19 protein-coding genes are annotated in these 19,497 nt (G+C 70.6%); all 19 read right to left on the bottom strand.

The genetic code is table 11. The annotated features are described in order from the left end of the window. Nucleotides 1–70: 70 nt before the first annotated feature. Nucleotides 71–1,606 (bottom strand): hypothetical protein, encoded by a 1,536-nt coding sequence (locus tag LCE31_RS09845; protein ID WP_225013767.1) that lies wholly within the window; start codon nucleotides 1,604–1,606, stop codon nucleotides 71–73. Then, complete coding sequence (locus LCE31_RS09840; protein ID WP_225013765.1) at nucleotides 1,606–2,697, bottom strand: hypothetical protein; 1,092 nt, start codon at nucleotides 2,695–2,697, stop codon at nucleotides 1,606–1,608. Before LCE31_RS09840 ends, LCE31_RS09845 begins: the two co-directional genes overlap by 1 nt. Beyond that, a complete protein-coding gene (locus LCE31_RS09835) occupies nucleotides 2,694–3,725 on the bottom strand; it encodes a hypothetical protein (protein WP_225013763.1) in 1,032 nt (343 codons plus the stop codon). The genes LCE31_RS09840 and LCE31_RS09835 overlap by 4 nt, the downstream gene beginning before the upstream one ends. Nucleotides 3,726–3,732: 7 nt before the next feature. After that, entirely contained in the window at nucleotides 3,733–4,596 is an 864-nt protein-coding gene (locus LCE31_RS09830) for a phage distal tail protein (RefSeq protein WP_225013761.1), read from the bottom strand. An 18-nt stretch (nucleotides 4,597–4,614) separates the two neighbouring features. Further along, a complete protein-coding gene (locus tag LCE31_RS09825) occupies nucleotides 4,615–9,939 on the bottom strand; it encodes a phage tail tape measure protein (RefSeq protein WP_225013759.1) in 5,325 nt (1,774 codons plus the stop codon). A 14-nt stretch (nucleotides 9,940–9,953) separates the two neighbouring features. Beyond that, nucleotides 9,954–10,235 (bottom strand): hypothetical protein, encoded by a 282-nt coding sequence (locus tag LCE31_RS09820; RefSeq protein ID WP_225013757.1) that lies wholly within the window; start codon nucleotides 10,233–10,235, stop codon nucleotides 9,954–9,956. Between the two features lie 38 nt (nucleotides 10,236–10,273). Then, nucleotides 10,274–10,888, bottom strand: coding sequence for a hypothetical protein (locus LCE31_RS09815; protein WP_225013755.1), 615 nt, complete (start codon nucleotides 10,886–10,888; stop codon nucleotides 10,274–10,276). Between the two features lie 2 nt (nucleotides 10,889–10,890). Next, nucleotides 10,891–11,421, bottom strand: coding sequence for a phage tail tube protein (locus tag LCE31_RS09810; protein ID WP_225013753.1), 531 nt, complete (start codon nucleotides 11,419–11,421; stop codon nucleotides 10,891–10,893). Further along, nucleotides 11,421–11,654, bottom strand: a complete 234-nt coding sequence (locus LCE31_RS09805; RefSeq protein WP_225013751.1) for a hypothetical protein — start codon at nucleotides 11,652–11,654, stop codon at nucleotides 11,421–11,423. Before LCE31_RS09805 ends, LCE31_RS09810 begins: the two co-directional genes overlap by 1 nt. Further along, entirely contained in the window at nucleotides 11,651–12,082 is a 432-nt protein-coding gene (locus LCE31_RS09800) for a hypothetical protein (RefSeq protein ID WP_225013749.1), read from the bottom strand. Before LCE31_RS09800 ends, LCE31_RS09805 begins: the two co-directional genes overlap by 4 nt. Next, a complete protein-coding gene (locus LCE31_RS09795) occupies nucleotides 12,079–12,462 on the bottom strand; it encodes a hypothetical protein (RefSeq protein WP_225013747.1) in 384 nt (127 codons plus the stop codon). The genes LCE31_RS09800 and LCE31_RS09795 overlap by 4 nt, the downstream gene beginning before the upstream one ends. Continuing rightward, a complete protein-coding gene (locus tag LCE31_RS09790) occupies nucleotides 12,459–12,851 on the bottom strand; it encodes a DUF6093 family protein (RefSeq protein WP_225013745.1) in 393 nt (130 codons plus the stop codon). Before LCE31_RS09790 ends, LCE31_RS09795 begins: the two co-directional genes overlap by 4 nt. Continuing rightward, nucleotides 12,848–13,456, bottom strand: coding sequence for a hypothetical protein (locus LCE31_RS09785; RefSeq protein WP_225013744.1), 609 nt, complete (start codon nucleotides 13,454–13,456; stop codon nucleotides 12,848–12,850). Before LCE31_RS09785 ends, LCE31_RS09790 begins: the two co-directional genes overlap by 4 nt. Then, a complete protein-coding gene (locus tag LCE31_RS09780) occupies nucleotides 13,422–13,649 on the bottom strand; it encodes a hypothetical protein (RefSeq protein ID WP_225013773.1) in 228 nt (75 codons plus the stop codon). Before LCE31_RS09780 ends, LCE31_RS09785 begins: the two co-directional genes overlap by 35 nt. Next, on the bottom strand, nucleotides 13,646–14,653 hold the full coding sequence (locus tag LCE31_RS09775) for an SU10 major capsid protein (protein WP_225013743.1): 1,008 nt from the start codon (nucleotides 14,651–14,653) through the stop codon (nucleotides 13,646–13,648). The genes LCE31_RS09780 and LCE31_RS09775 overlap by 4 nt, the downstream gene beginning before the upstream one ends. 42 nt (nucleotides 14,654–14,695) lie before the next feature. Further along, complete coding sequence (locus LCE31_RS09770; RefSeq protein WP_225013742.1) at nucleotides 14,696–15,349, bottom strand: hypothetical protein; 654 nt, start codon at nucleotides 15,347–15,349, stop codon at nucleotides 14,696–14,698. Nucleotides 15,350–15,426: 77 nt separating this feature from the next. Next, nucleotides 15,427–16,446 (bottom strand): VG15 protein, encoded by a 1,020-nt coding sequence (locus LCE31_RS09765; RefSeq protein WP_225013741.1) that lies wholly within the window; start codon nucleotides 16,444–16,446, stop codon nucleotides 15,427–15,429. After that, a complete protein-coding gene (locus tag LCE31_RS09760; protein ID WP_225013740.1) occupies nucleotides 16,443–17,867 on the bottom strand; it encodes a phage portal protein in 1,425 nt (474 codons plus the stop codon). Before LCE31_RS09760 ends, LCE31_RS09765 begins: the two co-directional genes overlap by 4 nt. After that, nucleotides 17,864–19,495 carry a terminase gene (locus LCE31_RS09755; RefSeq protein WP_225013739.1) on the bottom strand — a complete coding sequence of 544 codons (1,632 nt, stop codon included), beginning with the start codon at nucleotides 19,493–19,495 and terminating at the stop codon, nucleotides 17,864–17,866. Before LCE31_RS09755 ends, LCE31_RS09760 begins: the two co-directional genes overlap by 4 nt. Nucleotides 19,496–19,497 lie beyond the last annotated feature (2 nt).

Here is a 19,497-nt window from a genome sequence, read left to right as displayed (position 1 = left end):
AGGATCATCGGTGGCTCCAGGAGATGGGCGGGTCCCGGCCGGTTGGCGCGGGGCGGGGGCGTGCGGCCGGTCAGATGAGGGTCCAGGAGATGTCAGTGAAATCCCAGGTGTCGGTGGTGGCGACGGTGGTGCTGGCGTAGACGGTGACGGTGCCGGAGGCTTGGATGCGGCAGCCGATGACACGCGGGTCTGCGCTGGTGGCCCGTACCAGGCCGAGGTAGTGGTCTTTCTTCGGGCACAGTTCGGGCGGCACGGTGAACGCGGTCTGAGAGCCGGTGAACGCGGTTGTGGTGGATGCGCTTCCGTCGAGGCAGACCCGGACGCCGTCGGGGATGAGGCGCAGGGTCTGGTAGGTCGTGTTCTGGGGTGTCGTCCACGCCGCGTATGTGGGTGTGATGGGTGGCTGTGGGACGGGGACGGGCCGACCTGCCACGCTGAGGCCGGCAGCGTCCAGACGGAGGGCTTCCGTGTTGTTGATCGTCACCTGGAGCCCGGCGAGGACGGCTTGCGGGTCGATCAGGTGGTTGTAGCCGCCGACTTGGAGGTGGACGCCGTCGGCGAGCATGTATCCCATCGGGTGGTCGGTGCCGGCGACTCCTGCATACGCCTGAGGGCCGTCTTCGATCTGGGGCGAGGCGAGGATGACCTCGGCACCGTCGCCGCCGAAAGCGGCGATGACACGGCCGGGGGTGGCTTCTCCCGTGGCGCCGGTGTAGATGTCGAGGGAGGGCGGCTGGCCGCCGCTTGTCCCGGGGTTGAGGACGACACGCTGTGCGCCGGTCCCGGTCTGTACGAGCGTGCCCGTGATGGTGCCGCCGCTGATGTCCGACCCGGTGATGGTGCCGGTGAACGCGGCGTTGCCGCTCGCCCCGTCGAAGCTCACGGTCAAGGCGCCGGTGTTGTTGTAGACGCGCAGGCCATCGCCGTTGAGCTCGACGCGGGCCCCGGTCGGGTCTCCGGCCACGAGCCGTGTCACCAGGGCGAGGATCGCCTCCAGCTTGTCCGCCGTGACCGCGCCCGCGGCGATCGCTACGGCGGTGACCGATCCGGCCGTCAGGTCCGGGCCGTCGACCTGCGCGGGAACGCCCGCGGTCTGTGCTGAGGCTGGGCCGTCGATGCCGCCCGTGTTGACGCCGACGAGCCGCACGTAGGTTGTCTGATACGGCAGGGGGACAACGGGCAGCCGGCCGCCCTCGCCCGCCCGGGTGATGGTGCCGGCGAACGTAGCGGCCGACGGCGTGAAGCCGGACGATGTCGACACGTGGACGGCGACGTGGTCGAAGTCGGCGGGCAGTGTGCTGCCGTCGGCGAGGGTGCCGTCCCAGACGACGGACAGGCCCCCCAGCGACGGCGTGACCACCGGTGGGGACGGGGCGCCCGGCGGCGGTCCGCCGACGGAGACGAGGGCCACGCTGCCGTCGTCCTGGTGACCGAGGATGGCGCGGACGGTGCCGTCGGGGTCGGTGATGGTGAGAGCGCCCTGGCTGATCGAGGAGTGTTCCAGGCGGCGCGAGGCCCGCAGTTCGCGCACCTGACGCCGCAGGTCGGCAACCTCGCGGGCGAGGGTGGTTACGTCGGGCGGCAACTGGCGGAGTTGTCTGGGCATCAGGTGTCGTCGTCCTCCACGAGGATGGGGCTGATCTGGTCGGCGCCGGGGTCGAGGGTCCACGACCAGCAGCGGGCCACCGTGGAGGCGCCGTCCGGGTGACGGGGCGAGGTGCGGACCTGGACGCCGATGCTGTCGCCGAGACCGAAGTCACGCCCGAGGCGCGGGGCCTGGCTCGCTGTTGCGGTGACGGCCCACACGGCGGAGCCAGTGCGCATGGCTGCGAGGTCGGTGCGGGCGGTGGCGGTGAGCTGGACAGGGTCGGTGGCCGCGTCGGCGGGGGTGCCCCGGTACTCGAACAGGCAGTACCCGGCGGCGATCAGGTCATCGGCGGTCAGGATGTCGGAGCGCAGGCGCGAGACGCCCTCGCCCGTGCCGTACTCCGTAACCCTCGTGGCGCCTTTGCCGGTCTCGTAGGACTCGGTGAGCGTGTACTGGCTGATGCAGCCGGGCAGGTCGAAGACCGGGTCAGGGGTGCTCGTGATGGTGCCGACTCGCGGGCGGATGAGGACCGGCAGCACGAACCCGGTGTTCGTGCTGTTCCAGCGGCAGCCGACGGTCCACTCGGGGCCGCCCGCGTCGGTGATCTCCTGCCATACGGACAGGACAGTGCGGTCGTCGCCGTCCGAGACGCTGTAGGTCTGGCTCGTGCCGGTCGCCTGCGCGTCGAACACGAACGGCGGCGCCGACACCATCAGGGCGGCGCCGGTGCCGGTGAGGATCGCGGCCTGGTCGTCGGCGCCGGTGTAGGTGCCGGTGTAGCGGCGGTCGAAGTAGCCCTCAGGCGAGACGAGTCCGAGGTCGACGGCCGGGTCGGAGCCGCCCGCGCGGGTCAGCGTGAGCCACGCGCCGATCGGCTTCCCGGTCAGGGTGTCCACCGCGACGAGCATGGTGCGGCCCTGCTGCGTAGCGGCCTCCCAGCCGCGCGGCGCGCCGTCGAGCGCCAGCGACACCAAAGACGTCGAGGACGCGCACAGCTTGCCCGTCAGGGGCTGGGAGACGGTGATGGAGCGCAGTTCCTCGATGATCTGCCCGGAGGCCAGATCGCAGCCGTACCACGCCAGGACGACAGGCCGCTGCGGCATCGTCATGCGATCGGCTCCACCATCAGCTGCCCGGAGTCGATCCGCGTGTCCGTCAGCGGCGTACCGATCGCCGAGGCAGCCCAGGCGGGCGTCAGCGTCACGCGCACACCCGGCGTCAGCCCGGTGCGCAGGACGCGCCGCGTCGCGTACACGCGCGACCCCGCGCAGGCCAGGGCGTTCTGGTTGCCCGCTGCCTCGGTGTAGCCGCCGGTAGCTGCCCACGACATCCAGGCTGTAGAGGTGAGCGAGGCCGTGTTCTGAAGCGAACCGGACACAGAGACCCACACAGAGCCCGACGGCGGCACGGTGAACGTGAGCGGCGGCCAGGCCGCGCTCGTGAAGAGCACGAAGTCGGCAGCCGCCGCGTACGGCGGCTCACTGATCTGCTGAGTCACCTTCGGCTCAAGTACGAGGTAACGCCAGCGTGTCCCGTCCCAGCGTCGTGTGCCGTCCCCCGAGTCCCACAGCTGCCCGAGATACGGGGCCGGCGGCGCGACCTGTCCGACGGTGAGGCCGCCGGCCGCCGCCGTGTAGGGGCGGGTCGCGGTGGAGACGACCGGGTTGCCGCCGCCGCTCTTGGGCACCGAGATGGTGGCGAGGATGACGAACGTGGCGTCGGTGGGCGTCGGCGCGATCGGTGAGGCGGCGGGGGTGCCGGTCAGCAGGATGACGTCGCCGTCCCGCGCGCCGGTCGCGTCGGCGTCCGTGTCCCTGATGCGCGCATACACGAGGTCGACACGCGCATTGGTGGCGTTGGCCGCCGCCAGGGTCTTCGTGACGACCGCGTCGCAGGACAGGACATACGGGCCCTGGGTGTTGCTGGAGCCGCCCTGAACGACGGCAACACCTGGGGAGACGGACACGGTGGTGCCCGACACGCTGGTGTCGAGGCCTGCGCCGGGGCGGGAGCCGGGCTGGACGGCCAGGCCGGTGGCGCCGGGGCTGATGAGCGCGGCGAGGGCCTGCCTGAACGCCTGGCTGCTGTAGGAGGGGGCGCCGCTGTCGGCGTTGATGGGGAACGCGGTGATCGTCACAGCGGAGTCACTCCCATGCGGATCGGTAGGTGAGGGTGCAGACGGCCGTGTCCGAGTAGGCGCCCGCGCGGAAGCTGACAGTGGACTGGCCCGGCGGCAGGACCGGCCAGTCCCCGGAGACCAGGGCCCGCCGCGAGGCGGTGTTGTTGTAGTAGGCGGTGTGGGCGTCGGTGTCGAGCTCCAGCCAGTCGCCGGCCGCGATGTCCCCGCCGTACAGCAGGGACGCCGTGCTCCCGTCCGGGCCGGTCACGACGACGAGGGGCTGCGAGACGGGCCCATCGATGCGGATCGTCGGCCGGGCGTCGATGCTGCCCTCGTTGATCACGGCCGCGTCCCCGGGCACCACCGTCGCGTCGATCTCGAACGGGAACACGATCGGGAGCGTGAGGCCGCCGGAGACGGACGGCAGGCGCAGGGCCGCCGTCGTCTCCGTCGTCGCGTACAGCCGCGGGTCCGGCGCGGTGACCTGCACCGACCAGTCGACCACTCGGGAGGTGAGGCGCTGCATCAGCGGTTTACCCGAGCGGCGGACGGTGGCCTGGCGCGGCGTCGACTCGAACACGGTCAACGTCGTGTCGTGCAGGCCGGCCGCCGCTTTCAGCTGTGCGATTGCTGTGTCGACGGTTGCCGGGTCAGGGGCTCGGAATTTGCCGGCCAGGGTGATGACGCGCTCCGCCAGGTAGACGGGACCCATCCACGAACCGTGGTCCGCCTCCCTGGCGGTGAGCGTGGTGCGTACGTCAGGGCTGTCCCAGCCGTCGTTGGTCGCCAGGTACCAGTACACGCCGTCCGGGGCTACCTCGTTGAACCGAATGTCACCGAGCTGGTGTACCAGTCCCCCGAGCGATGTGCCCGGCGCGAGTCCCGCCATGGTCCCCCCCCCTTCCTGTCAGCCGACGAACGCCATGTGCCGGGCCACGTCCTGCGCTTGCTCGGCCGTGGTCTGGCCCGCGCCGTTCAACGTGACGTTGTAGGTGCGGTAGTCGCCGCCCTGGCCGCCTCCGGCGCTCCGGTGGGACACGGAGCCGACCGGGGTGAGCTGGTAGCCGAGCATCCCCGCGACCGACGACAGGATTCCCGTCGACCGGGACCGATGCGCGACCCCGAGCGGGATGAACGCCTCGCCGCCCGTGCCGTGTTCGGCGAACAGGACGTTCGCACCGTCCGGGGCGATACCGCCCTGCGCCATCGCGACGCCCTGACCCCGCAGCTGCGACACGAACGTCCCGGACCCGTTGACGCCCTTGATCTGCGAGGCGATCTTCGGCGCGAGGGCCTGCACGGTGTCCCAGTCCAGGCCCGACGCGAGCACGTCCGCGATCCCCGCGCCCGGGTGACCGCGCAGGAAGGACAGGAGGCTGGTCGCGTTCGTCAGGTCGTCGCTGGACAACAGCGCCGCGTTGGCCTTCGCCGCAGCGTTCGCCTTGGCCGCGGACGCCTTGTCCTTCACCGCGGACGCCGCGAGGTCCATGGCGGCCTGGTCGCCCTGCCCGGCGAGCTGGTTGGCGAGGTCGCCGTAGCCCAGGGCGGAGAGCTTGAGGAGGTTGGTCTGGAACGTCTTGCTGCTGCTGGTCGCGGCGCTGATCTGGGTGGTGAAGTCGCCCAGGGTCGCCTTGGCGACGCCCTGGACCTTGAGCAGCTTGGCGACGATGTCGTTGAACTGCTTCGTGGAGGCGCCTGCCAGCTCGTTGACGAGGCTGTAGCCGCTGGTGCCCATGCTCTCCAGCAGCTGTTCGACCTCGGTGCCTCCCTTCTTCGCGATCTTCGTCAGGTTGCCGCGCCACTTGTCGGTGGCCGTGGCGGTGGCGGTGAGCTGCTTCTGGTATGCGGTGAGGTTCAGCATGGTCGGCGTCTTGGCGCCCGCCTTGAGGCCGAGGGCGACGTCGGCGGACTTCACGTTCGAGTAGGCCGAGTTCACCTTGGTCTGGGCCGCCTTGCGCTGCGAGGCGGTGGACTTCTTGTCCTTCTTGACCTCGTTGAGGTTCTTGACCGCGTCGTTGTACGCCGACCAGGCATCCCGCAGCTTCCCCGCGAGGGTGTCGAAGCGGTTGCGGGCGTCGTCCACGCCGATGCTGCCGGGCGTGGTCGGGGTGTAGGAGAATCCCCCGTCCGCCCACGCCACCCCCTTTCCCCCGAGGCGGCGCACGGTCTCGTCGGTGATCGCGCGGGAGCGGGTGCGCTTGGACTGCGCGAGCGGAATGTACGCCTCGCCCCCCGTCTCCGGCTCGGCCCACAGGCGCCACGCGCCGGCCGGGGCGATCTGCGCGACATGCTGCTCGTTCATGCCGCCAGCCGCGTATCGGGTGATGCCGCCGTTCGCGTAGTAGTTCGTGATCGACCCGCGGGCGTTGGCCACGTAGCCGGAGGACCACGGCCCGGCGGCCGGCTTCCCGTTGGTCCGGAAGCTGGTCGTGATGGTGTTGGTGACGCTCTTGCCGTGGAGGCCGTTGATGGCGCGTTGCAGGGCGCCCACGTTGCTGATTGGCGTGCTGGTCGGAGCGGTGATCGACAGCCGCTTGCCGGACAGATGCTTGACGCTGAAGCCGACGTTCTCCAGCGCCTTGACGGCCGTGCCGGTCAGGGCGCTGACCGTGATGGTCTTGCCCTTCGTCGTGGCGACCTTCGACTGCACGCCGTTGAGCTGGGAGATCGCTTTCGCGGTGTCCGCGTCGACCTGGACGGTCTTGCTGCCCAGCTTCTTCGCGATGAGCTGGTCCAGTGCGGCCTGGGCTTTCGCCGTCGGTGCGGTGATCTGCATAACCCTGCCGCCGGGGATTCGGTCGACCTTGACGCCGAGGGCGGTCAGCTGCTTGACCGCGTCGTCGGTCAGGGCCTGGACCTTGATGGACTGCCCTTGCGGCAGGTGTTCCGCCAGACCCTTTACGTACAGCAGGTCCCGGGTGGACTGGTCCACGCCCTTGAGATCCAGCGTCAGGGCCAGGTTGGAGGGGATGAGTCCCATCTGCGCCGCGAGCTTCTGCGCCTTCTCGGTCGGGATGCCGAGCTTCTCGCCGCCCTTGACGGCCGCGTCGTAGGCCGACTGCATCGCGCCCTCGGCCTTGGCCAGGGCCGCGGGGACCGACTCGTCGTTCTTGCGGGCGAAGTCGTAGGTGGACGATGCGGCCGTGGCTGCGCTGCTGCCGATCGCGGTGAGCTGGTCGGAGAGCTTCTTCGCGTTCTCCTTCGTCGTGTCGAGGTAGCCGTCCGACGAGATCAGGGAGGCACCGAAGCCCTTGGACTTGTCGATGGTCCCGGTCCAGGCGTCGTTCATGTCCTGGATCGAGCCGTTGAGCTGCGAGATCGCGGCCTGCTGGTCCAGCTCGCCGCCGGACAGCAGCTGAAGGGCCGTGTGCAGGGCGTTGGCCTTGTCCTCGGCGCTGGATGCCGAGTTCCCGAGGACGTCGATCGCGTCCTTCAGGTTCTGCGTCGGGTCCGTGGCATCCGCTGCGGTCTTACCGGCGTCCCTGGTGGCCGCCGCCTCGTTCTTGTACGCCTGCGTGGCCTTGCCGACCGCGCCGGACGTGTCGTTGATGGTGCCCAGGAGCTTCTTCGCGTCGCCGTACAGGGCTTGGTGCCCGCGGCCGAGTTCTTCGTCGCCGCGGTTGCTGTACGCGGTGTACGTGGCGTTCTTCTGCAACGCCGCGTTGACCTGTTCGAGGGCGCTCTTGCTGCCGAGGGCGGCGGATTCGACGGTGCCCTGTGCGATGCCGTACTGGCGAGCCGTGTCGAAGGCGCCGGCGGACTGCAACTTCTGCGCCGCGAGCGCCCGCGAGTTCTCGCCGAGGGCACCGGAGTCCTTCTGGATGGAGCTGGTGAAGTCCTCCACGGACTGCTTCGCAGCCTGCTGGTGCTGCGCGAACACGTCCATGATCGCGAAGGCACCGGTGATGGCGATGCCCCACGGGCCGCCCATCACCCCGAGCAGGCCCCGCCCGGCGGCCTTCACCCCGTTCAGCGCGCCGACCGCGCCAGCGGCCGAGACGCCCCGAAGAGTGGAACTGAAGCGCTGCACACGGGTGGCATCCTCCGGAAGGGACACCGTGGCGTTACGGAACGCCGTGCCCATCCGGGAAGCCGTGACCTGCATGCGGGAAGCGTCACGAGGAAGTTCCTCTGACGCGCCGCGCAGAGCGTTGCCGAACGCTGCCATTGCTGGGCTGCGCCGCTCAAGTTCGGCGACGTATCCGCCGTAGCGGCTGAGTTCCTGTCCCGCACCTGCGGCGAGGACACGCTGGTAGGTCGCTGCGTCGCCGATGCCGCGGAACGCGGTCACGGCCGTGCGGCCGTAGCCGTTGACGGTCGACTGTAGAGCCTGGATCTGCGGGCGGAAGGGCCGCATCGCGAGCATGCCCAGGACGGACAGCTGGATGGGGCCCGGAAGGGACGCGAATCCGCGCGCGACGTTCCCGAGGAGACCGCCTACCGGTCGCAGGCCGCCCGTCATGTCGGTCGCCTCGTCGGTGACCTTCTGCAGAGCGGTGACGGCGACCTGGAGGCGGCCGTCGAACGTCTGAAGCGCGCCACCGCCGCTGGTGATCGAGTGGAAAATGTCCTTCACGCCGGAGACGACCGGCGCGGAGGCATCCTCCACGTTATGGAACGACTTGGCCAGGTCGACGCCGATGGTCGCGGCCAGCGGCGCCACGTCGGTGACGAGGTTGGTGACGGCTTCCTCGGCCGGCTTGACCATGCTGCGAGCCGCCGACTCCACGCCTCCGGCCGCGTGGGAGAGCTTGTCCTCCACGCCGGGCCCGTAGATGTCCCACAGGTCCTCGGCGGTCTTGATACCGCGCTTGAGGACCGGCAGCGCCTTCGCGACCCCGCCCGACAGGCCCCGGGTGATGCCTTCCAGCGCCGGGGCGCCCGCCAGGTACAGCTGGAGGAACGTCGAGGACAGTTCCTTGCCGAGGCCGCGCATCGCGCCGCCCAAGCCCTTGGACTCCGCAGCCGCGAGAGCAGCCGCACCGCCCTGCCGGCCGACAGCCGTGGCCATGGCGTCGAAGTTCTGCGTGCCCTGGTGCGCCAGCGCCGTGACGGCGGACAGAGCGGGCTTCCCGAACGCCATCGCCGCCGCAGCGGTGAACTGCTGGGTGGTCAGCTTCTCCTGCGCGTCGTGGAGCTTGCCGACGACGTACTCCAGGCCCTTGAAGTTGCCCTGGGAGTCGTAGGCCTGGACACCGAGTTCCTTGAGCCCCTTCTTCATCTGCGCGGTCGGCTTGGACATGTTGACCAGCGCCGAGCGCAGGGCGGTACCGGCGGTCTCGCCGATGATGCCGGACTTGCCGAGCAGACCGATCGCGGTCGTCGCCTGCTGGATCGAGACGCCCATGCTGTGCGCGGTCGGCCCCACATACTTCAGGGCGTACGCGAGGTCGGTGAGCTCGCCCGACGTGTTGTTCGCGACGTTCGCGAGGGTGTCCGCGACCATCGTCGCGTCGGACGCCTTCAGGCCGAACTGGTCCAGGGCGTCACCCTCGATCCGGGCCGCCGTCCCGACGTCGGTACGGGCCGCCGACGACAGCTGGATCGTGCCTCGGGCCGCAGTGATGGAGTCCCGCGCCGACAGGCCGGCCTTCGCGAGCTCCACCATGGCGTCCGCGGCTTCCTCCGCGTTCGCCTTCGGCAGCTTGAGGTCCGAACCGAGAGACTGTGCCTCCTTGGCCGCCGCGTTCATGTCCCCGCCGGACGCCCGTGTGACCTCGGAGAACTTGTTCATCGCGTCGTTGTAGGCGTTGCCCTCTTCGACGAGGTTCTCCGTGCCCCGGAAGATCGCGCCCCCGGCGAGGATCAGCCCGAGCTCGCCCGCCATGGAGACGGCATGCGAGAAGGCGGTACGCAGTCGGCCGACGGACCGTTCGCCCTCGGAGCCGATCCGGCCCAGTGCGGTGGTCGCGCCCCGTGCGGAGCCCGTGAGGTCGCTCATTCCGCGACGGGCCCCGGCGGCGGCCGTGGTGGTGCCCCGCAGCCCCGTACCGGCACGGGTAGCGCCCTCCCCGACCGCCGTGAGGCCACCGCGGGCACCGGTGGCGCCTTCCCGGACTCCGGCCAGCGCGCTGCGCGCGGCGGCGCTCTCCCCGGCCAGGGTCCGCACGCCGCGCCCACTGCGGGTGGCCGCGGTACCGAACGTGTCGGCGGTCGCCGTGGCGGCCCGCATCGGACCGGTGAACCCGGCGGTGTCCGCGGTGACGCGCACGAGGACGGTACGGGTCGACATGGCGCCCCTTCTGTTCAGTTGTCGTCGCCCCGGCGGACGACCCCGATCTTTCGACCCGCGGTGACAGCGTTCCGGTCCGGGTCTTGCAGCGCCTGGACGTGCTTCTCTTTCGCCTCGCACGCGAAACAGACCTGGTCACGCGTCGCATAGGCGTCTTCGTTGTCCGGGTGCGTGGACTCGGAGAGGTGATGGCCACAGCCGGGGCAGATCTGGCCGGCCCAGTCCGTGTACTCCAGGGCGAGGAGCGTGTCCTCCTCGGTCCAGACCGGGTCACCCGGCATGGCGACCCGGCCCATGAACACCGAGTAGGGGATGCCGCGGGGGACGCAGTAGCTCAGCTGCCTGCGTAGCTCCGCAGAATCTCGGACACGATCTCCGATTTTCCCAGGCTGCCGTCATCCCGCGTCTGCAAGGCGTACGCGTTGCCCCACAGCTGCGCCATCTGCCCGTCAGACAGGTCGTCCCAGAACTCGCTCCACTCCTGCTCGGTGCCGGGGTCGGGGCGCAGGAGCTGAGCGCGGACGAGGGCGCCCGGAAGGGTGTCGACGTTGAAGTCGGGCTTCGCGGAGACGGGCGCGTCGGCGAGTTGGTCGGGCGTGGGCGGGTGCTCGGCGACCATACGGGCCCACGCGCGGTGGGTGAGCGCCTGCAGTTCGAAGTCCACACGCGAAGCCTCGGCCCGCTCGTGTGCGTCCAGCAGCTGCTGCTCGATGGCAGGCGCTGTCGGGTCCTCGTTGGACATCTCGTCCGCCTCGCGCGCCCGGGTGAGGATCTGTTCGAGGCCGGCCGCCTCGGCGACCGCACCGCCGTCGAGATAGAGCGGCACGCTCGTGCGCGGCCGCGCGAACTTGCCGCGCAGCGCGGCCACCGTGGTCGCCGCGCTCACGGCAGGTTCGGCGGTCGTCGTCGGGGCGCTCGGGATGCCCGTGAACGTTGCAGGAATCGTCAAGGTCAGCTCCCGGACGGTGCAGCCGCGACGACGGCGTCGAGGGCCGGCGGGGCGGTGATGGGCAGCTGCGCGTCGAACCGCGAGGTCTGGTTCTCGGCGATGTCGGCCATCGCTCGGGTGAGGACCTCCACCGAGTAGACCTCGCATCGATCGCCGGCCTTCGGCGTGGCTTCCGGGGAGCCGATGCCCGTAGTGACGGACTGGTTCCAGCCGGGCCGGGCCACGGCGATGAACCCCACCGACCCGTCGGTCAGGGTGGCCCACGCGAGGTCCGCGCTGCCGAGGCTGTCGCGCTGGCAGGTCAAGGTCGCGGCGTCACCGCCGCGGGTACCGCCGACCGTGGTCGTGAAGTCCGAGCCGACCACCGAGCTGTCGACCGTGTTGCCGCTGTTGGGCGTCTTGAGGCCGTCCCGGGTGACGTAGTTGTGCAGGGACACGCCCGCGGTGATCTCCTCCACCGTCGGCGCCGACATGTCGGCGCACACGGGCAGGAAGTAGATCCCGAGCTTGCCCGATGTTCCGTACCTGGACATCAGTTCTCCTTGCTGGTATTGGCGGCCGAAGACGCGGCCGGGCCGGTGGTGTCGGTTTTGGCCCTCGCCGGCGCCGGGTCGGTGGCCGCAGCGGACACCGCCACGGTTTCCGGGGCATCGGGCGCGGGCTGCCAGCCGCGCGCCTTCCAGACCTGCTCGGCCTGCTGGCGAGTGGTGGTGTAGCGGCTGCCGGGCAGCGTGGGATGGGTCAGGGTGACGCTGTCGTCGCTCATGGCGTGACCACTCCGATCGGGGTGAGCTGGTAGCGGTAGATGTCGGCCCTGAAGTAGCCCGACGATTCGGGGGTGGTGGGGTCGACGGAGGTGTCGCGGCGGGTGGGCTGGCCGCCGATGTGCTGCGCGGCCTGGACCCACGCGTAGCCGTCCGGACCTGGCGTCCTGGTGAGGGCGAGAGCGACCGTGCGGCAGGCCTCGGCGACTTGGTCGGCGGCGAGTCGCGACGGGCCGCAGGCGGTCACCTGGAGGTCTACCGTGCGGTCCTGGTTCGGGGAGCCGATCGGCCCGTTCGCGGCGAGCTCGTTGTACGGCCACACGACCGCGTACCGGCCCGTCAGGTCCGTTGTTCCCACGCGGGCCTGAGCGTCGCCCGTGGCGATCCCCGCGGCACGCAGGGCGTCCACGAGCAGGCCCGTGGCGTTCACGCGAGCCCCAAGGCCTGCGTCACGGCCGTCTCGACGCCCTTTTCGAGGTCGTCGGCGTTCTCCTCCAGGGCCGGGCCCATGTGCGGGATCGGCGCGTTCTTGCGGCTGCCGTACTCGATCAGGTTGCCGAGCGGGCCCTGCGTACGGTCCTTGTCCGGCCCGATCTCCGCCTCGGCCCCGGCGGCGGACTCCGTGACGTCGTAGGTGATCGAGTAGGGGTAGGCGGGCAGGTGCGCGTATCCGGAGACCCGCTGCCGGGCCGAGTCGCGCACCTTGCGGGCCGTTACCGTGACGGCCTGCTTGACCTTCACGTCGAGGACCGCCGGGGCCCCGGACAGGGCCGTCTCGACCTCGCGCAGGCCCGTGATGATGACGCTCACCGGGACACCTCCGTACAGCGCAGGCGGCGCGCCGTGATCTGGCCGCCTTTGATGGCGGTGGTGATGTTCATGGCCACGCCCGGCAGCGACGGATCGAGCGAGGTGAGAACGGTCAGCCGCTGCCCGTAGGCGACGTGTGTGGCGCTGAGGGGTAGTGAGGCCGTGTACTGCCATGTCCCGGCCGGTGCCGCGTCCTGCTGGCCGCGTGGGGAGTCCTCGGGGGCCATGGGCTTGATGCGGCACTTGCCCTCGTAGACGAGGGACACGGACGGGGTGTCGGTGCCGTCGTCGGACGTGACGACCTCGCCGATTTCCTCCACCCGGCAGGTGTCCGTCATCAGTTCCAGGGCGGCCCGCTGCCCGGCCGCCGCGGTGCTGGCCGCGCTCACCAGCGCCACTCCCCGACACCCGGCACGGCCGGCGAGTAGGGGGGCGGCGCGTAGGGGACGCGCGGGGCGGCGGGAACGATCGTCCCGGCCCGTATCCGGTACTCCCGCAGGGCGGCCTTGTCGTCCGCTGAGAGGGTCCCGGCGCCGAGCGATTCGGACGCGAAGGTCCGGTTGAAGTCGTCGATGCCTTCGCTGCGGAGCATCTCCGGGTTGGCGACGCTCTGCCCGGCCAGGCCCAGGACGATGCCGAGGATGTCGCCGGGGACGTCCTCGTATCCGTGGTCGTAGACGACGGTGGCCCATTCGCTCCACCCAGCGGCCCGGTGGAGCTGGTTGCCGCGCAGGGTCCAGTCCGTCAGCAGCGTCCCGTCCACGGTCACCGAGGTGACGGCTACGACGGGACGCTGCGGCAGGACCAGCGGGCCCATGCGCGGGGCGAGGTCGACGCTGTCGCCCGTGACCCGGGTGATGGTCTGGCGGGTGTAGCGCCGTACAACGCCTGAGGCGACCTGCAACGCGAGGGTTGCACTCGCCTCGGGGATGTCGTCTCGCTGGGTGAAGGCTGCGAGGTCAGCCGGCGTTGCCAGCGGTTCCAGCCCCGTCATCGCTGTCACCGCCCTTGCCCGCCGGCTTCTTCGGCGCGTCCTCGGTGATGCCGTACTCGCCGCGCTCGGCCAGGGCCCGCAGACCTGCGACCTTGTCCTTGGCGGCGGTGGTGACCTGGCCGTCCTCGAAGCGCACGCCGAGGTCGGCGATGCGCAGGCAGAGGTGTGTGGAGCTGCGGAACGTCGGCATCACGCGTCCGATCCGTCGTTCGCGGCGACCAGGTTGGTGGTCAGGCCGGTGATCTTGCCGTGCTTCTTCTCGTTGCCGTACTCCAGGCCGACCTCGCCGTAGATCTGGTACTTGTCGGCGGCGCCGGTCTTCGCGAGGGGCTCCTGGAAGAGGAAGCCCTTGCCGGGGATCGGCAGGAACCGCGGCGCGCACTCCTCCAGGGAGACCACCGCGAGCTGGTCGGTCGGCATGTAGCGGTCGAGCATGATGTTGAGCGTGCCGAAGTCGGTCTCCAGGGTCTGGAGGTTCACGCCGCCCACGTTGCGGGTCTGCTCCTGGTAGCGCCGGTTCGTGACGAACAGCGTGGACAGGTTGCGCTTGACGATCGCGTTGCAGACCAGCGTCGCGGTCTCGGTCTCCTGGATGCCGCCGGACTGCCATACGTCCTGAAGGAGCGTGAGGACCATCTCGTCGGTCAGATCGGCGGCCGTCGCGTTGGTGATGACGTTCGTCGTGATGGCGGACAGGAGGCCGCGGGTCTTGCGGGCCGTGGAGTTGTCGGCGCCCTCCGCGAACGTCCCGGTCAGGAACGACAGCTCGATGTCGCGGGCGATCTGCTTGAGGGACTGCGCGAGCTGCCAGTCGGCCTCGTCGGTGACGGCGTTCGTGCCCGTCAGGCCGACGGCGTTGGCGTTGTTGGAGCCGCTGGAGGCGAACTGGCCGACGGCGGCCTGCTTCGTGTAGGAGACCGTGACGGCTTCCTGGTGGATCTCCACCACGTTCGACACGTTGAAGCGGGCCCGCGCCTCGGGGGTGGGCGCGTCGGCGCCCTCGGTGCGCTGCCGCGACGCGGACGCGTCCCGCAGGTCGTACCCGGACCAGGTGAAGATGGTCGAGTTCGCGGGCCGGCCGCCGGTCAGGCCGCCGATGGCGGACAGGAAGGGCGTGTCCTCGGGCGAGGCGTTGAACAGCTCGCCGACGTAGTTGGGCAGGTTGAACGTGGTGCCCATGCCGGTGATTCCGGGCATCGGGTCCTCCTTGGAATCGCGGGCAGGTCACCCCTGCCCGGGTCAGTTCGTTTTCTGGTTGGCGAGCATCTGGGCCTGCTTGAGGCGTCGTGACGTGTTCCAGTCGCCCTTGGCCTCGGCCTCGGCGATCTGCTGGCCGATGGACTGGCCGCCGTCCGGCCGGGCGCCCTGCGCCGGGTCCGGGGCCGGGGTTCGGGGCCCGTCGTCCTTGGCGAGGTACGGCTTGCGCGCCAGGAGGTCGTCCAGGGCCTCGCTCAGCTCGTCCTGGTCGACGTCGCCGTCCTCTCCGACAGCGAACTTGTCGAGGTCGAGGTGGACCAGCGCGTCCCCGGCGTCCCGCAGTCGGCCGGCCGCAGCTGCCTTGACCTCCGCGCGCAGGATGCGCCGGTTGGCCTTCTGGACCGCTTCGCGCTGGGCGTCGCGGGCCATCTGCGCCGGGTCGGGCTCGGCCGGCTTGAGCTTGGCGCGGATCTCCTCCGGCGTCAGCCCGAGCTCGTCGGCAAGGTCCGTCCACGGGCGGGCGCTGTCGCGGGCGGCGTTGCGCTGCTGCTTCATCGCGTCGATCGCGCGCTTACCGGCGTCTCCGAGCTGGTCGGTGCCGGGCTCGTCGGTGGTGCCCGCCGGCTCTGCGGGGTTCGGCTCGCCCTCAGGAGGGGCCGCAGGGGCGTTCGGGTCGGTGGCCGGGGGTGTGGACATGGGGATCTCCCATTGCGGGGTGGAGGCCCGCGCGGTGCGCGTCGGGCCCGGAGTGGCGTCGCCTCGGTGCGGGGCGCTCAGTACAGGTAGGCGTAGCGGTGCAGCAGTTCGATGACCTGGCTGCGGGAGCGGGCCATGCGGTAGATGGCCTCCGGGGTGAGCCGGGGCCCAGCCGGAGGGCCGCTGCGCGGGTTGCGCGGGTCGACCAGGCCCTGTTCTCGGCGGGCCCGCTGCTGGTACAGGCTGCGCCGCGTCGCGCCCTCCCGCGTCGCCTGACGGCGCAGGCCGGTCGTGTCGGTGAAGGTGTACAGCGAGCCCTTTCGGCGGGCGTTGACGACCGCGTAGATGTCCGCGCCGTCCCGGATGGCCTGCGCGCCCGCCAGGGTGAAGATGCGGCCCTGCTCGGTTCGGGACAGGCCGTTGAAGTACGCCGTGGGGCTCGTGATGGCGCCCCGGCGCCCCTTCGTGGAGGGGACGCCATAGCACTGGCACCGGGGGTGCCGGTCGAAGTCGGCGTTGTAGTGGTACCAGCGGCCCGCGAGGATCGCGCACCGCGCGCACGCCCCGGGGCGGATGCAGCGGACGTAGCCGGTGACCGTGCGGTTGGCGGCCATGGCGATCCCGGCGGCGCCCCGCCCGGCGTCGGCGACCTCAGAGGCCATGATGCGCAGCAGCGAGTTCTGCCCGTGCAACATGGCCTGCGTGAGTGTCATGCCGCCCGCCATCAGCGTCTTGACGCCGATCAAGGGCTCCTCAAGGAGAGTGTCGAGCGCTCGCCCGTCCGATGCGGTCCCGGCCAGGGTGCGTACCTGCACGCGGCCGGCGCCGCCCGCGTAGTCCGGGGCGAGGCCGTCCGCCGCGACCATCTGGTCGACGTAGGTCTGCCCGGACGACGCGGCCAGCAGCTGCCCGGCCGTCAGAATGCGCACCAGCATGGGCCCGACGCGTTCCTGCCAGGAACCATCCAGGTCGACGCCGGACAACAGCCGCCACGCCTTCATCGCCGCCGCGCTCGAACGGGACTCCGCGATGCGCTGAAGACGTCCGTAGGCCGTGACGAGGGCCTGATGCTCCTGCTCGGCGATCCCCGCGCTCACTGGACCGTGCGCGCGGGCTCAAGGGCGCCCGTGGGCGGCTGCGGGGCCGCGGTGGTCAGGGCCCGCAGGTCCGCCTCGGTCACACGAGTGACGGCGTCGTCCTGCATGGCCCGCATGCGGGCGATCTGCTCGGGCGAGTACTCCAGCTGCTCCCACGCCATCTCGATCGGCAGGATGCCCTGCGAGACGAGCTTGACGACCGCGTCAGCCATCTGCGCATAGGTCGGCGTCGCCGGGTTGCGCCAGATCGTCTCCAGACCCATCAGCTCCGGTTCCCAGCGGCCCGTGACGATGCGCTGACCGATGCGCTGAGCGTCCTCGTGCCCTTCTCCATACGAGCCGCAACGGCGCTCACTCCTCTTGACGAGGCGTGCTTCGTTGGAGCGGATCGAGTCGGCGGAGGGCGGGTTGTCCGTGGCCTGGCCCATGTAGTGGGCGGGCAGCCCTGAGAGGGAGCCGACCAGCTGGGCGAGCAGGTTGATCGTGGAGTGGAAGTTCGACAGCTGGGCCTCGGGGAACTGGCCGACCTGGACGCCGTCGTCCCGGTTGGTGCGCTCCGTCGACCAGACGGCCCCGGCGATCTGCTGCCACCGATTCAGCGGATTGCCGTCCTCGTCGGTGAAGTCGTCCTCGGAAAAGCCCAGGGCGTACCGGCGCGGCATCGCATGGAACTCGGCGGAGATCATCATGTCCGTGGCAGCTTTCGACGCGGCGTCGGCCAGGGGGATGACGTCGGCCAGCTCGCTGGCGCCCATCGGGTTCATGATGCGCGGCTGGTTCAGCAGCTCCGCGACCGGCGGCCGGCCCAGCTTGTGCTCGTCCTGGTCGCTGATCTGCCAGGCGCCGTTGCCCAGGCGGCTGTACTGGTAGGTCGCGTCCGGCAGGTACAGGGCGCCGTACTGGGCCATGATCGAGCCGGTGATCGGGTCCCGGTCCACGTAGCGCTTGAACGCCGCGCGGACCTTCCGCGTCGCCGGGTCGTGCGAGGCGATCATCTGCCGGGGCGACTCCACCGTCATCAACGGCGTGTCCGCATCGTCCGGGTTGGAGCCGACGACGATGTACGAACGGCCCATCACCATGGCGTCCACGTGGGCCTGCTGGCTGCCCGTGGCCATGCGGTTGGCCTTCCAGATCCGCCACAGCTCCTTGCCGCGCGTACCTGTGCTGTCGTCACCCGGCACACGGAACCCCGTGACGTCGAGACGTTCCTCCAGGGCGCCGACGACCAGACGCGGCCAGTTGATGACGACCTGCTGGAGACGCTCGCCGAGTTCGGCGGCGATGGCCGGGTGCAGGAACGCGATGGGCGGCTTGCCCTCATACCGGAGATTGAGTGTCTCCAGGTGCGGGGTGACGTTGTCGAGTTCCCGGCTGAGGGACATGGCCCAGTCGTCCGGCGTCATGTCGGAGATCTTCACCGGCGGATCACCATTCCCCTCCTGCGTCGTCCCTGACCGCTCTTGATCGCGTCGAGGCGGGCTTCCCACGAGATGCAGCCGGCCATCGCCCCGTCCATGCTCAGTGGGCTCTCGTGCCGTTCCTTCTCGATGACCCACAGGGGTTGGCCCTGCTCATCGAGCATCTTGAGTTGCCGCCGCCGGGCGTTGGCGACGTGCCGCGCGTACACGGCGTCCCCGTTGTGCGTCAGGTCTCCTGAGCGCATCGCGCCCGCGTAGCTGCGCAGCGAGTAGGCCATGGCCTTGGGCCGGTTGGTCCACCACTCGGTGATCCGCCGGTCGCCCCATCGGCCTTTCCACGTGCTGATCAGGCCCTCCCAGTACGGCGGGTCCATGTAGGCGCGGACCACCTTCCAGTGGTCGAACGCCTCCACGAGCGCCGCGTCGACCTCGTCCTCGGGGCACTCCCAGTCCTCGGCCTCCGCAGGGCGCTCCCAGATGCCCAGGGACCACTGGAACCCGGTGATCACCTCTGTGGCGATCAGGGCCGTGGCGTCGCGGAACTGCGCACCGTCGAACCCGACGGTGATCGCTTCGCCCTTCGCCGGCAGCGAGCGGTCGGGGCGGGCCAGGTCGCGCCAGCGGGCGACGTCGAACGCCTGCCGGCCCGCCTGCACACGCCGGTTCAGCCAGACGCGCTCCCAGTACGCCCGGTCGGTGTCAGGGGCGTTGTAGAGGCTGACGATCGCGTCGACCTGGCCCTCGAAGTCCGGCCACGCCGCGATCGACGGGCCCGACGCCTCGCGCACCGCCGCGCGGATCTGCTGCGCGTCGGTGAGGTCCTCGCCGGGGCGCGGCGCGGCCTCGCGGTGGAAGAACGACAGCGACGGGTCGGTGAGCTTCTTCTGGTGCACGAGCTCGGCGAACTCGTGCGTGCCCTGCGCCACCGAGTCCTCGCCCGGGGTGTACGTCGTGGTCGTCTCCAGCGTCCACGGGTCGAACCCCATGATCTTCGGGATGTTCGCGAGCATCGTTTGATGGGCCGCCCGGTGCCGCGGCAGCGTGAAGCGGTGCGTCTCGTCGAAGTGCTGGAACGTCGTCCGTGCGCCGTCCCTGGAATCCGGGGCGGTCGCCAGGGCCACGGCCCTGCCGACGCCGTCCCACCGCATGATCCGATCCAGGCCCGGGTCGAACAGGTCGACGTCGTGCCCCTCGGTGATCATCACGTACAGGGCGGCGTATGCGAGCTCCTCGGTCTGCTCCTCGGTGTAGGCCACCATCGGGATGTAGGGGTCCGACACCGGCACGCCGACCGGCTGGCCGGCCGCGTCGAACCCGTCGCAGCGCACCGGGCCCTCGGGGTGGAGCTCGGCGAACGCGACCGCAGCCGCCAGCTCGGTCTTGGCAGTGCCCTTGCGCACCGACAGGCCGATCCGCTTGAACCGGCGCTTGCCCGCGCGGGGATGACCGGGCGGGTAGACCTCGTACCAGCGGTAGATCAGGGCCCGCTTCTCTGGGTCCAGGGTGTAGTCACGTCCGCGCAGGGCCCCGGGGCCGTGGACCGCGCGCTCCTCCAGCAGGTCGCACACCTGCGGGCCGAGCGTCGGCCATGGCTCCTTGTCGGGGCCCGGCACCATCAGCACGGCCACAG

The sequence above is a fragment of the Streptomyces sp. 8L genome (assembly GCF_020176795.1).
In the GTDB taxonomy this organism is placed as follows: Bacteria; Actinomycetota; Actinomycetes; order Streptomycetales; family Streptomycetaceae; genus Streptomyces.
Note: the sequence above shows the minus strand (reverse complement) of the source record. Positions and strands in the feature narration are given on the sequence as shown.

Coding starts and splice junctions, on each gene's coding strand:
- LCE31_RS09845 (WP_225013767.1), bottom strand. CDS start 1,606: ATGCCCAGACAACTCCGCCAGTTGCCGCCCGACGTAACCACCCTCGCC.
- LCE31_RS09840 (WP_225013765.1), bottom strand. CDS start 2,697: ATGACGATGCCGCAGCGGCCTGTCGTCCTGGCGTGGTACGGCTGCGAT.
- LCE31_RS09830 (WP_225013761.1), bottom strand. CDS start 4,596: ATGGCGGGACTCGCGCCGGGCACATCGCTCGGGGGACTGGTACACCAG.
- LCE31_RS09825 (WP_225013759.1), bottom strand. CDS start 9,939: ATGTCGACCCGTACCGTCCTCGTGCGCGTCACCGCGGACACCGCCGGG.
- LCE31_RS09820 (WP_225013757.1), bottom strand. CDS start 10,235: ATGGGCCGGGTCGCCATGCCGGGTGACCCGGTCTGGACCGAGGAGGAC.
- LCE31_RS09810 (WP_225013753.1), bottom strand. CDS start 11,421: ATGTCCAGGTACGGAACATCGGGCAAGCTCGGGATCTACTTCCTGCCC.
- LCE31_RS09805 (WP_225013751.1), bottom strand. CDS start 11,654: ATGAGCGACGACAGCGTCACCCTGACCCATCCCACGCTGCCCGGCAGC.
- LCE31_RS09785 (WP_225013744.1), bottom strand. CDS start 13,456: ATGACGGGGCTGGAACCGCTGGCAACGCCGGCTGACCTCGCAGCCTTC.
- LCE31_RS09775 (WP_225013743.1), bottom strand. CDS start 14,653: ATGCCCGGAATCACCGGCATGGGCACCACGTTCAACCTGCCCAACTAC.
- LCE31_RS09770 (WP_225013742.1), bottom strand. CDS start 15,349: ATGTCCACACCCCCGGCCACCGACCCGAACGCCCCTGCGGCCCCTCCT.